We start from the raw sequence: 13586 nt of genomic DNA, 5'->3' as shown, positions 1-13586 counted from the left end.
CAGTGATTTTAGGCCAATTTATTTATTCATGCCTGAGGGGGCGTTAATGTGGCCCCGTTGTGCTAATCTTGCGAGCACATTAAGATCGTCAATTATTAAGTATCCCATACTTTAGTCGCAGCTTTCGCATTAGTTTTTTTCAAGAAAAAGTTTCGCATTAGGCATACTATTGCTAACCGCGGAGACTTGAGGAAAGCTGCTCGATGATTTGTGGTTTTATCAATTGTATACAAAAACTTAGGTGACTTTGCCTTTCCGAGTGTTTGTTTAGCGTTAGCGTCAATTAAACTGATTTAACAGTTTTTCTAGGGGGAGTTGTGAGTTATTTAATGATGGATTTGTTATCCACCGAGATGAATGCGCAGGAGCAAGCGCAGTTGATGCATCCCATGGTCGGTGGGCTGATATTGTTTTCCCGCAACTACCAAGATCGCGACCAGCTCTGCGCCTTGGTGGCCTCAGTGCGTGCCCTAAGACCCGAACTGCTTATCGCAGTAGACCATGAGGGAGGCCGGGTACAAAGATTTATCGACGGTTTTAGTAAGATCCCCGCGATGGGCGACATATTGCCGGCGGCTAAGCAAGATCTTCCATTGGCCAAGCAGTGGGCGACCGAGCTTGGCTTCCTCATGGCCATCGAGCTACTGAGTTGTGATATCGATTTAAGTTTTGCGCCTGTGCTGGATCTGAACGGCATCAGTCAGGTGATTGGCACCCGGGCCTTTAGCGATAAGCCTGATGAGGTGATCGCCTTGGCCGACGCCTTCATTCAAGGGATGCAGGACGCCGGGATGGCGGCGGTGGGCAAACACTTCCCCGGCCATGGCAGCGTGGCGGCAGATTCCCACATCGCCAAGCCGGTCGATGAGCGCAGCGAAGCCGAGATCCGCGCCCTGGATATGGTGCCGTTTCAACATCTCATGGGGGCTAAGCGACTGCAGGGGGTGATGCCGGCTCACGTGATCTACCCTAAGGTGGATGCTAATCCGGCGGGCTTCTCATCCTATTGGCTCAAGCAGGTGCTGCGCGAAGAGTTGAAATTCGATGGGGTGATCTTCTCAGACGACCTTGGCATGAAGGGCGCTGGCGTGGTGGGCGGCTATCCCGAGCGGGCAAAGGCGGCCATAGAGGCTGGTTGTGACATGATATTGCTATGTAACGACAGCCAGGGAGTCAGCGAACTATTAACCTCGTTCGAGTGGCCTGAGCAGGGCCCACAGGTGCCGGCGCGCAAACTACTGGCTAACAGGCCTCAGGTCGCCAAGGCGCTAGAGGATGAATCTCGTTATTTGGCGGCAAGAAGCATAGCAGAGCAGATCTGTATGGGCTAAATTTGATATAGCGCAACAACAGGCAATGATGAGTTAGCTAAAGTTAATATTCACTTACAGTTAGCAGGTAACAGGATGATCCTCTATTTCCACGGTTTTGACGCCACCAGTCCGGGTAATCATGAAAAAATGCGCCAGCTGCAGTTTGTCGATCCTGACGTGCGTCTGGTGAGCTACAGCACGCTCCACCCCAAATATGATATGCAGTATCTATTGAACGAGGTGAGTCGTCAGCTGAACCAGAGTGATGATCCCGCGCCCCTGGCGATAGGCGTCGGTCTCGGTGGCTATTGGGCCGAGCGCATCGGTTTTCTCAATGGGCTTAAAACTGTGATGATCAATCCCAACCTGCATCCGGAAGACAATATGCTTGGCAAGATAGACAGGCCCGAGGAGTATGCCGATATCGCCAACAAGTGCGTCAGTCAGTTTAGGGAGAAACATAAGGGCCGTGGTATGTGTATCTTGTCCCGCCAGGATGAGGTGCATGATAACCAAACGGTGGCCAGTACCTTAGCGCCTTTCTATCCCATCGTTTGGGATGAGGAGCAGCGTCACAAGTTTCCATCGCTGGCGGCGCACCTTGGCGAGATAAAGGCCTTTAAAGAGCGGCAGTAACAATGTTTAATCCAAAAAGGAGCCTGCAGGCTCCTTTTTTTATGGGCGAACCTTACTGACAACTCAGAGGCAGGCGGAGTGATTAGGCGTCAAGCCGGTTATCTGTTGATGCTGGCTGAATCGGCTGAATCGGCTGAATCGGCTGAATCAGCTTATTTGGGCAAGTGAGCTTTGAGCGAGTGGCTTTGGGTTAAGTCGCCTTCCCTAAGCCTTGTCGGTATAAGAGGGAAAATACCGGTATTTTTCGAGTCACAGAGACAACCATTTTTCAGGGGCTTATGGCGATTAAATGATGAAAAATGGTTGAATATCCTGAATTTAACCCATTGCTGAGCGTAAGTGGTCAACAAATTTTGTTATTCAAATCTAGCATAGCTTATCCATTTTATGATACAAAGTGATACATATTGCTACATGATGGTCTTAACGACCTTTTCCCAGTTTGCGTATGTCGCCCGATGCAGCTAACCACTTTATTAGTTAGCTGTTTTTTTTGTCTATTTTTTGCCCATCCACCAAGTTTAGGTTATCTTCAAAGGGTTAGATCGATAAGAAGAACGAGGCGCAGATGAAGCGGGTATTATTGACAATATCGGGAAAGGTTCAGGGCGTATGTTTCAGGCGATACAGTCAGCTGAAGGCCAATGAATTGGGGCTGACGGGATATGCCAAAAACCTGGAAGATGGCAGGGTACTGATTTTATTGCAGGGAGGCGGCTTAGCTGTCGATCGTTTTATCGCCTGGAGTGAGCAGGGATCCCCCCAGTCTGTGGTGGACAATGTGCTGGTGGAGGAAGACGAGGCAGATGAGATCTACCTCGATTTTTCTGTCTATTGAGGTGAGTCGCCGCTGCGCTTGTCGTCTTGCCCACTCGGTGACTAATAGACCTAGGTAGAGGATGGGGTAGATGAGAGCTACTTCTTTCGCTCTACCTCTTCTCTAAAAAGTTAGTTTCTACTATTAGCTTATATCTGTTCGCTTCTGGGCTATTAAGCTAGTTTTGCGGAATGACGCTCGGTTGGCTCACTTCTGTGGGACGCTCACCTGGCTGTTCCATCTTTCTGATCTGTAAAATCATGCCCATGTTAGGGTGATCGAAATAATGGATTTCATCGCTCTTCACTCGCTTATTCTGCGTCATATAGATGTTGTGCAGATAAGGTATCTGGCTCACAAGGGTTTCATCCTCAGGTTGAGGCTGTATTTTACTGCCTGCTCTATGCAGGGTTAACGCCGTTTCCACATAGAGGTAGTGATTCAGGTAGATGTTGAGCGTGCCATCGAGTGCCCAGATAGGCTCCGCCTGCTTTTCCTCGAAATTCAAATCGAAATTAAACTGGGGAATGTCGCTGTTATCAAGCTGGGGCGCAGCATTCACCGCGTAGCCATCCTCATTGAAGCGGTCTGAATAATCTTCGCCGCCATAGAGGCGCACAGGCTTGGCCTGATGACGAGGTAGCATAGACTGTTGCCAGGTCATGTGTAGCAGACTCTTGTGTCCTGCCTCGCGCTTTAAGGTGTCGATCATCGCACCAAACTGCGACTGAGAGTCGGCCAATAAGACTGTTCCCGCGCCCAGGGGGGCGTATTGCGGCGTCGGCGCGCCTATGGTTGCCGGGATCTGGCTTGGGTGAGTCACCTGTGCCTGTTGAAGCTGCTTGTCGCATTCCTCGGGCGTTTCCAGCCACTGCTGGGCGTTGCAGCCCTCAAGGCCAAGGCTGGCGCCGGTAATATCTGTGGCAAATAGCGGCGAGATCATGTCTATCGGTTGACGCGTGTGGCGATTGCCTGGGCTTGCCAAGGTTTCTTCTAATTGACTTCCCTGACGCTCAAACAGGTAAACTTCCACCTCAAACCAGCGCTCATTATCTGCCCAAGCGGCGCCGGATAGTGAGGCGAGGGTGGTCACCAATAAAAGACTCTTTTTAAGCACGGGGTTCTCCAAGGCGATTTTGCATGAGTTGAGAGATGATCAGGGATAACAGGGCTAACCTATCCTTGTCTGTCTCTGTTGGCATCAAGAATTTTAACTTACTTGGGCCGTCCATACGATAATTTTGTGGCTGACTCTGTAATAGCCCTATGATAAAGCCAGGATCGACACAGTGATCGTTATTAAATTCCAGGCTGCCGCCCTTGGCATGCATCTCTATCTTGGCGATGCCGAGTGCCGTGGCCTGGTGTTTGAACAGGGAGACTTCCATCAGGTTCTTGGTTGCCTGTGGCAAGAGGCCGAAGCGGTCGATAAGCTCGACCTTTAATTCGTCCAGCGCCTGCGCCGTGGCGCAGTTGGCGATGCGCTTATAGAGTGACAGGCGGATGTTGACGTCGCCCACATAGTCTTCTGGCAGCAGGGCAGGGATGCGCAGGTCAATCTCGCACTGTCCTCTGAGCATCTGATCAAGTGACGGCTCCTTGCCCTCCTTGAGGGATTTCACCGCATCTTCGAGCATCTCCATGTAGAGGGTAAATCCTATCTTGGAGATGTGGCCGCTCTGTTCATCACCTAAGAGTTCCCCGGCGCCGCGGATCTCAAGATCTTGGGTCGCCAGCATGAAGCCTGCGCCGAGATCTTCCAGTACGCCGATAGCCTCCAGACGTTTAACGGCATCCTTGGTCATGCGCTTAGGATGGGGCGTCATCAAGTAGGCATAGGCCTGGTGATGGGAGCGTCCTACTCGGCCCCTCAGCTGATGTAGCTGCGCCAGGCCGAAGTTATCTGCCCGCTCTATGATGATGGTGTTGGCACTCGGTACGTCGATGCCGGTCTCTATGATGGTGGTACACACCAACACATTGTATTTCTGGTGATAGAAGTCCGACATCACCTTTTCCAGCTCGCGCTCGCGCATCTGGCCATGGGCAGTGACAACTCTCGCCTCGGGCAGCAGCGCCTCGATTTCACGGGCGCGCTTCTCTATGGTTTCGACGCTGTTGTGCAGAAAATAGACCTGGCCGCCCCTTAAGATCTCACGCAGCAGCGCCTCGCGTACCGTGGCATCGTCATATTCACGTACAAAGGTCTTCACCGCCAGGCGCTTGGCCGGCGGTGTGGCGATGATGGAGAGATCCCGCATGCCGGACATCGCCATGTTGAGGGTACGTGGAATCGGGGTCGCCGTCAGGGTGAGGATGTCGATATTGGCACGCAGCGCCTTGATCTTCTCCTTCTGACGCACGCCGAACCTGTGTTCCTCGTCGATAATGAGCAGGCCGAGGTTTTCAAATTTAGCCTCGGACTGGAGCAGCTTGTGGGTACCTATGACGATATCCACCTGGCCGAGTTCCAGCTGCTTGAGGACCGCCTGTTGTTCCTTGGCGGTCTTAAAGCGAGACATCACCTCTATCTTGATTGGCCAGTCGGCAAATCTGTCTTTGAAGTTTTCATAGTGCTGCTGGGCCAGCAGGGTGGTGGGTACCAAAATGGCCACCTGTTTGCCGTCGTTGACCGCCACGAAGGCGGCGCGCATGGCCACCTCGGTCTTACCAAAGCCCACATCGCCACACACTAGTCTGTCCATCGAGATGGGGCTGCACATGTCGGTGAGCACGGCATCGATGGCGGTTTCCTGATCTACGGTTTCTTCGAAGGGGAAGCTGCCGGCAAACTGGGCGTACTCTTCTCTATCAAGCTTGCAGGCCTCACCGGGACGAGCCTGACGGCGGGCGTAAACGTCTAACAGCTCGGCGGCCACATCGCGGATCTTCTCAATGGCCTTACGCTTGGCCTTGGTCCAATTCTCGTTGCCCAGCTTATTGAGCTGTGGCGAATCATCGGCGCCGACGCTGTATTGGCTGATGAGGTTGAGGGAGGCGACAGGCACATAGAGCTTGTCGCCGCCGGCGTATTCCAGTTTGAGATACTCCGCCACCAGGCCGCCGGTGTCTAGGGTCTCCAGACCCTGGTAGAGGGCGACGCCGTGATCAAGATGGACTATGGGCTGGCCAACCTTGAGTTCCGCCAGATCTTTAATCAGGGCATCCTGGCTGACCTGACGCTGTTTATCGCGCCTGCGTTGCTGGGCGATGCGCTGACCAAACAGCTCGGTTTCACACACCAGGGCCCAGCTTGGACCCTTCTTAGGGTGATAGATGGCGCCCTGAGCCAGCGGCGCGACAATCAAGCCAAAGGGTTGAGGCTTTTGGCTGAAGCTGTCCAGATGGTCCACCAGTGCTGGTTTTATCTCTATCTTGGCCAGCAGTTCTAGCAGCGCCTCGCGCCGGCCCTCTGATTCGACGCAGAACAGGATTGGCATGCCGCCATCGGCAAATGCTTTAAGGCTAATGAGCGGTTGCTTTAGCTTGTGGTTGGCGGTGATGTCAGGTAATGGCTCGACCTGTGCGGCGATGCTGGTGCCCGTAGCCTCATTGCCCTTGACTAGGAAGCGTGTCATCTGCTTAAAGGCTTCGAAGACTTGCTCGGTCAGCAGGTAGAGGTCTTTTGGCGGCAGCAGTGGCCTGAGGGGATCGACCCGGCGATTATCATAACGCTGGTGGATCTCCTGCAGGTGGTGCCTGGCCGCGCCCTCAAGATCGCCTACCTGTACCAGTTGACACTCACCCGGTAGATAGTCGAACAGGCTGGCCGTCTCATCGAAGAACAGCGGCAGGTAGCTCTCGATCCCGGCGGGCATCACCTTGCGGCTCACCATCTGATAGATGGACTCGGGCTCCTTGACCACAACCTCGAATTGGCGGCGGTAGCGCTGCCTAAAACCCTCGATGGCGGCGTCATGGGTGGGAAATTCTTTGGCCGGTAACAGGCGAATCGATTGGATCTCGCCGCTGGAGCGCTGAGTCTCAGGGTCAAATTCGCGGATGGATTCGACCTCATCATCGAACAGTTCTATGCGGTATGGACTCTGAGCCCCCATGGGAAAGAGATCTATGATAGAGCCGCGCACGGCAAACTCGCCATGCTCGTAAACCTGTTCCACATGATGATAGCCGGTGTTGACCAACTGGCTGCGCACCGCCTCTAATGGATAGTTGTCGCCCTTGCTGAGAAGCAGAACATTGCCGGTTAAGAAAGACTGTGGCGGCAACTTCACCATCAGGGTGCTCATGGGCACGATCACCAGGCTATGGCCTGCACTCGGGATCCGCGATAAAGTCTCTAGCCTCTGGGAAACCAAGTCCTGGTGAGGCGAGAAGCTGTCATAGGGCAAGGTCTCCCGGTCGGGGAAGAGCATGACAGGCACGTCTTGTGGCGCTAACAGGTAGCCTAGCTCGGCCTCTAGCCTGAGCGCGCTGGGCGTATCTGGCGTCACCACTAAGGTCAGGCCACTGTGCTGCTCGCACAATTTAGCCAGGCTAATCGCCTGGGCGGCACCCGTTAATTGGCTCAGGGTTTGCGGGGATTTGACCCCTTTGACTTTAGGTGGTGTGAGGATGGAGAAAGCATTCATGAAAACAGACTAAGGCCAACAATCGACAATGATGCGGTCATTGTAGAGACTTAGCCCCGTCAGTGCCAGTGAAAACTACCTTGGGGTTTGTTGCTGCTTTTTACGTTGTTGTAATTGTTTTTGTTGAATATTTAGGCTAGCTTTCACCAGTTGCTCGACGTCCTCATCGAGAATTTCGATAAAGCTGAGCTCACAATCGAAACCGCCCTCAGATGCTTCCTCTTCGCAGCGGGTACACTCACCAATACAGAGAATGGCGATAAGCGCCTCCCTGATATGCAGGGTGATGCGATAGGCCTCGCCGGGCACAAGCTTTGTCGGGCTTAAGATATGTATACCGCTGCCGCCAAAGTGCAGCCCACTGCACTTTTCACCCTCGTGGGTCTGTTGCTCCAGCACATGCTGCAGCACAAGATCGATTTTGCGCGACTGTAGCTTGAGGTAGTCGACGACGGTGCGCGCCTCATCATCCAGGTTTCGAAGTTGCAGCAGACAATCGGCTTCCATCGCCTTCACTTGGCTGATGAGTTGCATGCCGAGCGGCAGCATGGCTCTTAGCTCATAGTCGTTGGGCAGCGGCTGCTCCTTAGGCCAGGGCGATAGGTAAGCGGCGAACCCATGCGCGACGCTAAAATAGGAGTTTGATTGGCTGTTCAACGGATTGCCTCTTGTTTTTAGGGGGCTATTCCCCCTATTATCGTGCCCATCTTAATGATTTATCAAGGCTCTGATATAAAGAGACCCTGCCAAACATGAATTTAGCGTTATCTTGGACCATAGGTTACCGGTACTGGCGAGCACGTAAGGCCAATCCATTTGCCTCATTTATTACCCTGTTTGCCGTATCGGGGATCTTGCTTGGGGTGGCGGCGCTGATCATCGTCAGTTCTGTGATGAATGGCCTGGAGGGACAGCTCAAGCAGCGCATTTTGGGCGCGGTACCGCAACTGACGGTGCACAGTGAGCAGCATCTTGGTGACTGGCAGTCTGTCGCGTCCAGCCTTGTCGATAGCAAGCAGATCTTGGCCATGAGCCCGAGCGTGGCTACTCAGGCCATGTTGCAGGCACCGGGTAGTATCAGCGCGGTGAAGGTCTATGGCATCTATCCCGAACTTGAGCAAGACAATCTCGCGCGTCTCAATCGCCATTTCAATGGCTCCCTCGATAGTCTCGAGGCGGGTAAATACCGCATCATCATAGGCGCCGAGCTGGCGCGCCGCCTGGATGTGAAACCCGGCGACAGGCTTCGTGTGTTGAGCGGCGATGGCGTGGTCTATTCACCGCTGGGGCCGGTACCGAGTCAGCGTAAGTTTACCGTGGCTGGCGTCTTCGAGATGGGCTCCCAGGTCGATGCAAGCCTTGCCTATATACACCATGAAGATGCGCTGCGCCTGATGCGCAAATCCCCTAATGAGATCAAGTCGCTGCGTCTCTATCTGGCAGACCCCTTCAAGGCAAGTAAACTGGCGCCTAAGGTCAAGGCCGCGTTTGAGGCCGCGGGTGATAGCGTCACCACCAGCGATTGGCGTGAGAGCTATGGGCATCTGTTTTCGGCGGTGAAGATGGAGAAGAACATGATGTCGCTGATGCTGAGTCTCATCATCGCCGTGGCCGCCTTCAATATCGTCTCGGCCCTGGTGATGATGGTGGTGGATAAGACCACAGATGTTGCCGTGCTGAAAACTCAGGGCCTGACCACAGGAAGCATCATGGGGATCTTCATGATCCAGGGATCGCTCAACGCCGTCTTAGGCTTGGTGGGCGGCCTGGTTATTGGCGTGCTGGCAACTTTGAATATTAACACCCTCTTTTCGGCGCTCGGCATTCATGTGCTTGGGGCTGGTCAACGCCTGCCGGTGCAACTCGAGTGGGGGCAGTTGTCCCTTATCGTGGTCGGCACCCTGGCTATCACATTTTTGGCGACCGTTTATCCCGCGCTGCGGGCGGCAAGCGTGCAACCAGCCACAGCTTTAAGGTACGAATGATCTATGACCCAACAGGAAAAACCTTTGTTACTTCAAGTCAATAACGTTAGCAAGCGCTATCACGAAGGCAGCATAGATACCCAGGTGCTCAGTGGCGTTAACCTCAGTATCACCAAGGGCGAACAGGTGGCTATCGTTGGCAGTTCGGGATCGGGTAAGAGTACCTTGCTGCATATCATGGGTACCTTAGATAAACCGAGCAGTGGTGAGGTGATGTTTGATGGCGAAGATCTCTATCGACTGTCACCAGCACGTCAGGCGGCTATCCGCAATCAGGAGCTGGGGTTTATCTACCAGTTCCACCACCTTTTACCCGAGTTTACCGCGCTTGAAAATGTGGCCATGCCTGGACTTATCCAGAAGCGGCCGCGCCAAGAGGTTGAGCAGGAGGCGACAGAGCTGCTTAATCGCGTGGGCCTTGGGCACAGGCTGCATCATACACCGGCCGAGATGTCGGGTGGTGAACGCCAGCGTACGGCGATAGCCAGGGCGCTGATCAATCGTCCGAAACTGGTGTTGGCCGACGAGCCTACCGGAAACCTGGACGCCGCGAGCGGCGATACCGTCTATGAGCTTATCCGTGAGCTGGGCAGCCAGCTGGGTACCGCCTTTGTGGTGGTGACCCATGATCCTAAGCTGGCCGCGCGCATGGACAGACAACTTAAGATGCAAGATGGACAGTTAAGCGCCTGGGAGATGGCATGAGAGAGAGACTCGCCTTCTGGGTAGGCTGGCGCTTCTACATGGCGCGTCAGTCCAATCGTTTCATCAGTTTCATCTCCTTTGCCTCGACGGCGGGGATCGCCCTTGGGGTGGCAGTGCTGATCACTGTGCTGTCGGCCATGAACGGCTTCGAGCAGGAGCTTGAGCAGCGTCTGCTGGGGGTCGTGCCCCATGGTGAGCTGACCGGGGTGAATGAGCCGCTTCATGACTGGCCGCAGATAGCCGAGGATGCCAAGAAGATCCCTGGTATTTTGGCCAGTGCGCCCTTTGTACGCATTCAGGGGCTGATTCAGAAGCCCGGCGGCTTTCAAGGGCTTACGGTGATCGGCATCACGCCAGCGCTAGAAGCCAAGGTGTCAAACATCGACGACTTTATGCCAGAAGCTGCCTGGCAGGCTCTGGCCACTAAAGAGAACAACATAGTACTGGGTAAGGGGCTCGCCGATGCCCTGGGACTATCGCTTGGCAACACTCTGAGTCTCTACACGCCGAACCTCGCGGGCAAGTCTGCGGGTCGAGGTCTGGGCTCGGCCAAGAGTCATCAATTTAAGGTGGCGGGTGTCTTTGAGCTCGGCGGTGAGCTGGATCTGACGACGGCCTATATCTCGCTGGATTATGGCGCCGAATTATTGGGGCTGGGTGAGGGCGTGAGTGGGATCCGCATCAAGGTCGACGATGTCTTCGCCGCGCCGCAGCTGATCCGCACCTTGGGCTATAGTCAGTCGCAGTATATGTATCTGTCGGACTGGACACGCACCCAGGGGCATCTCTATCAGGATATTCAGTTGGTGCGCGCCGTGATGTACCTAGTGCTGGCGCTGGTGATTGCCGTGGCATGTTTCAATATCGTTTCTACCTTAGTGATGGCGGTGCGTGACAAGCAGTCTGAGATAGCAATCTTGCTGACCATGGGGATGGCCAAAGCCACTATCATGGGGATCTTTGTGGTGCAGGGGGCCTTGAATGGTTTGTTAGGCTGTTTAATCGGTGGGGCATTGGGGATCACCCTGGCCTTGAATCTTAGTGCCATTGCCAGCGGGATTGAGCAGCTATTTAGTGTGCAGCTATTGTCGGCCGACGTCTATTTCATCGATTTCTTGCCATCACAGCTGCATCTGTTGGATGTGGTGCTGGTGGTATCACTTGCTTTGGTGATGAGCCTGCTGGCTACCCTCTATCCGGCCTGGAAGGCGAGCCGCATCCATCCCGCTGAGGCACTGGCTGGACGCTAGCTCTCGCTGATACCCGGGAAGGCTGTTAACGACTTTCTCGGTAGGCGCGTTTTTGCAGATACATCCGCCTGTCGGCATCGGAGAGTAACTCTTTGATGTCGGCATTTTGCCCATCAAAAGTGGCGTAGCCTATGCTGAGCGAAGGCGTCAGTTGCTGTGATTGCCAGCAGAAAGGCTGGGATTCTATCGCCTGGGTGATGTGAGCCATGATGGCTTCAATCTCCTGACCGTCAATCACGTCATAGAGCAAGATCAGAAACTCATCGCCGCCAAATCGCGCGACCGACCCCTTAATCCCCACCTCTGTCACCAGACGATTGGCGACATATTTTAGCAACTCGTCGCCCGCTTCATGTCCCAGCTCGTCATTTACCCTTTTAAAGTCGTTCAGATCTATGTTGAGTAAGGTAAAAGATGGCTGATTATGCTTGTTCATCACGCGGTCGAGCTCATTGATGATGAAGCGTCGGTTGGGGAGATGGGTTAATTCATCGTGCAGGGCCGCCCTGTGGGTGTGCTGATAGTTACGAAATAGCAGCAGCATCAGCATATACAGAGTAAAGGCTGCGACCGTGCCCGTGCCAACTATGCCTAGGCGCAGGTGATTGATGCGGGCGAGATTTTCAACATGAAATTTGGCGGCCAGGTTCCAGGTCCCACTGGGCAACTTGATGGGATAGATCACATCGGCATCTTTAAAGACACTGGGGTCGCCATAGAAAACCTGTTCCGCTTCGTTAGCGTTTAGCTGTTTCTTGATGGCGATATCACCGCCCTTAAATTGCGTGATCCCGGTATCATGCAGTAACTGGTTATAGTTCATCACCACGCTCACCCCGCCCCAATATTGGGTGTTTTTGGGATAGTCTTTGAAGATAGGGTAGCGGGCGATAAGGCCCAGCCCGCCTTGCACCAGATTCACCGGCCCGGCAATAAACACCGACTGCTGCTCCTTTGCCAGTAGCACTGTCTTTAGCTGATTTGGCTGAGTGCGATAATCGAAGCCCACCGCCTTCTCGTTGCCCTTGAGGGGATAGACTAAGGAGATGATATTGTTTGGTGCGATGGCGACGTTGCGTACGTACTGCGCCTTGTCGAGCAGTTTGGCGGCGATCACATGCCAGTTCTTCATGGCAAAATCGGGATCTATGGTTACCACAGTGGCCAGACTATCGGCCAGATAGGTGTCTTTATAGATGGTGGCCTCAAAGTTGAAGCGAAGCAGCGCCAGGTTTTTGCGCAGGTTTTCCTCTTCTTGCTGGATCTCATTGTTAACAAAGTACTTTGTTAGCGCACTTATGGTGATCACGGCTGCGAGCAGAAACAAGCAGGAGAGCAATGCGAAGATCGCGACATGTTTTCTATTTGAATTTAAGTGCATGGCCTTCCTGCATTTATTGTGATTATTCTAACGGGCGACTTCATCTAGGGCATGTCATTCAGATAGATACAAAGCGTTAACCTTGTAATCAATTTGTTTATTCTATCTTAAGTTTCTATGAGATGCGAAGGGACAATTTCAGCAGCTTATGCTGTAGGTGATGGTTAACCCAGTGTGATCGTCGATATCGGCGGAATGATTTAGTTAAGTGAATGCTTAAGTGACTAACTGCATTCGTGGCTAGCTGCTTACCAGGCTACCTGCTTGTGTGATTAAGCGAGCTAAGCCCGAGTCACAGCCAAATGCAGTAGGTCGCGAGATTTAGGGGGGGCATAGGTATAGGTGCACTGTCCGGTGACTAATGCCCGGTGAGCAATGCAGTGTGAAACATCACTATTTGGCGCGATTCTTCCACTTAAATAAGATCGAGTACTTCCACAGGTTATGAACGACAAAGTAACCCGAGGCCGCAAAGATGATCCCAAACACGAGACAACCCAGTAGGAATGGTGGGCCTATGGTGAAGAGTGAGGCCTCTATCCATTGCCAGCTGGCTTCGAAGGCAAATTCTTGGGGAGGGTGGCCGAGTAGTTTGGCGCCAAAGAGGTAGGCGGCGTAGAACATAAAGGGCATGGTGACCGGATTGGTGACCCACACCAGCGCGACGGCGACAGGTAAGTTACAGTTAAACAGTATGGCTAACGCCGCGGCTAATACCATCTGAAACGGCATAGGGATCCAAGCGACAAACAGGCCGACCGCAAAGGCGAGGGGAGCGGAGCGTCGATTCAGTGCCCAGAGGTTAGGTTTGTGGAGCAACTTACCGAACATCTGCAGGTGTTTATGATTCTGCAGCGTCTCGGGTTTGGGCATATATCGTTGAATGAATTTTTTTGGCATAGCTTAG

At 53.4% G+C, this 13586-nt stretch carries 11 protein-coding genes; 6 read left to right on the top strand and 5 right to left on the bottom strand.

The window, feature by feature from the left end:
* Window positions 1-317: 317 nt before the first annotated feature.
* The 3 genes from nagZ (at window position 318) to DB48_RS18045 (ending at window position 2787) form a co-directional block, all read left to right on the top strand.
* Window positions 318-1331: a beta-N-acetylhexosaminidase gene (nagZ, locus tag DB48_RS18055; RefSeq protein ID WP_041511571.1), complete on the top strand. Its 1014-nt coding sequence runs from the start codon at window positions 318-320 to the stop codon at window positions 1329-1331.
* Window positions 1332-1406: 75 nt separating this feature from the next.
* A complete protein-coding gene (gene ycfP / locus DB48_RS18050; protein ID WP_041511570.1) occupies window positions 1407-1949 on the top strand; it encodes an alpha/beta hydrolase YcfP in 543 nt (180 codons plus the stop codon).
* A gap of 568 nt (window positions 1950-2517) precedes the next feature.
* Complete coding sequence (locus DB48_RS18045; protein ID WP_011865427.1) at window positions 2518-2787, top strand: acylphosphatase; 270 nt, start codon at window positions 2518-2520, stop codon at window positions 2785-2787.
* Between the two features lie 157 nt (window positions 2788-2944).
* On the opposite strand, the gene DB48_RS18040 is transcribed toward DB48_RS18045, so the two are convergent.
* The 3 genes from DB48_RS18040 to DB48_RS18030 form a co-directional block, all read right to left on the bottom strand.
* A complete protein-coding gene (locus DB48_RS18040) occupies window positions 2945-3883 on the bottom strand; it encodes a peptidoglycan binding protein CsiV (protein ID WP_041511569.1) in 939 nt (312 codons plus the stop codon).
* Window positions 3876-7358 carry a transcription-repair coupling factor gene (gene mfd, locus DB48_RS18035; RefSeq protein ID WP_041511568.1) on the bottom strand — a complete coding sequence of 1161 codons (3483 nt, stop codon included), beginning with the start codon at window positions 7356-7358 and terminating at the stop codon, window positions 3876-3878. The genes DB48_RS18040 and mfd overlap by 8 nt, the downstream gene beginning before the upstream one ends.
* A 75-nt stretch (window positions 7359-7433) precedes the next feature.
* On the bottom strand, window positions 7434-8015 hold the full coding sequence (locus tag DB48_RS18030; RefSeq protein ID WP_041511567.1) for a hypothetical protein: 582 nt from the start codon (window positions 8013-8015) through the stop codon (window positions 7434-7436).
* A gap of 95 nt (window positions 8016-8110) precedes the next feature.
* Here DB48_RS18030 and DB48_RS18025 point away from each other — a divergent pair, with 95 nt between their 5' ends.
* The 3 genes from DB48_RS18025 to lolE are packed head-to-tail and all read left to right on the top strand — an operon-like array spanning window position 8111 to window position 11298.
* Window positions 8111-9343: a lipoprotein-releasing ABC transporter permease subunit gene (locus DB48_RS18025; protein WP_041511566.1), complete on the top strand. Its 1233-nt coding sequence runs from the start codon at window positions 8111-8113 to the stop codon at window positions 9341-9343.
* A gap of 3 nt (window positions 9344-9346) precedes the next feature.
* Complete coding sequence (lolD, locus tag DB48_RS18020; RefSeq protein WP_041511565.1) at window positions 9347-10048, top strand: lipoprotein-releasing ABC transporter ATP-binding protein LolD; 702 nt, start codon at window positions 9347-9349, stop codon at window positions 10046-10048.
* Entirely contained in the window at window positions 10045-11298 is a 1254-nt protein-coding gene (gene lolE / locus DB48_RS18015; RefSeq protein WP_041511564.1) for a lipoprotein-releasing ABC transporter permease subunit LolE, read from the top strand. Before lolD ends, lolE begins: the two co-directional genes overlap by 4 nt.
* Before the next feature lie 25 nt (window positions 11299-11323).
* Here lolE and DB48_RS18010 read toward each other — a convergent pair whose 3' ends face one another.
* Together DB48_RS18010 and DB48_RS18005 are read right to left on the bottom strand one after the other, a co-directional pair.
* Window positions 11324-12679 (bottom strand): diguanylate cyclase domain-containing protein, encoded by a 1356-nt coding sequence (locus DB48_RS18010; protein ID WP_082035677.1) that lies wholly within the window; start codon window positions 12677-12679, stop codon window positions 11324-11326.
* Between the two features lie 393 nt (window positions 12680-13072).
* Window positions 13073-13579: a DUF2062 domain-containing protein gene (locus tag DB48_RS18005; protein WP_041511563.1), complete on the bottom strand. Its 507-nt coding sequence runs from the start codon at window positions 13577-13579 to the stop codon at window positions 13073-13075.
* Window positions 13580-13586 lie beyond the last annotated feature (7 nt).

Source organism: Shewanella sp. cp20 (genome assembly GCF_000832025.1).
Taxonomy (GTDB): Bacteria; Pseudomonadota; Gammaproteobacteria; order Enterobacterales; family Shewanellaceae; genus Shewanella.
The sequence above is the reverse complement of the archived record's forward strand: the minus strand, read 5'-3'. Positions and strand labels throughout refer to the sequence as shown.

What these genes read in the sequence shown, in the direction of transcription:
- mfd (WP_041511568.1), bottom strand. Translation starts at nt 7,358, where the DNA reads ATGAATGCTTTCTCCATCCTCACACCACCTAAAGTCAAAGGGGTCAAA.
- lolE (WP_041511564.1), top strand. Translation starts at nt 10,045, where the DNA reads ATGAGAGAGAGACTCGCCTTCTGGGTAGGCTGGCGCTTCTACATGGCG.
- DB48_RS18010 (WP_082035677.1), bottom strand. Translation starts at nt 12,679, where the DNA reads ATGCACTTAAATTCAAATAGAAAACATGTCGCGATCTTCGCATTGCTC.
- DB48_RS18025 (WP_041511566.1), top strand. Translation starts at nt 8,111, where the DNA reads ATGAATTTAGCGTTATCTTGGACCATAGGTTACCGGTACTGGCGAGCA.
- DB48_RS18045 (WP_011865427.1), top strand. Translation starts at nt 2,518, where the DNA reads ATGAAGCGGGTATTATTGACAATATCGGGAAAGGTTCAGGGCGTATGT.
- lolD (WP_041511565.1), top strand. Translation starts at nt 9,347, where the DNA reads ATGACCCAACAGGAAAAACCTTTGTTACTTCAAGTCAATAACGTTAGC.
- ycfP (WP_041511570.1), top strand. Translation starts at nt 1,407, where the DNA reads ATGATCCTCTATTTCCACGGTTTTGACGCCACCAGTCCGGGTAATCAT.
- DB48_RS18005 (WP_041511563.1), bottom strand. Translation starts at nt 13,579, where the DNA reads ATGCCAAAAAAATTCATTCAACGATATATGCCCAAACCCGAGACGCTG.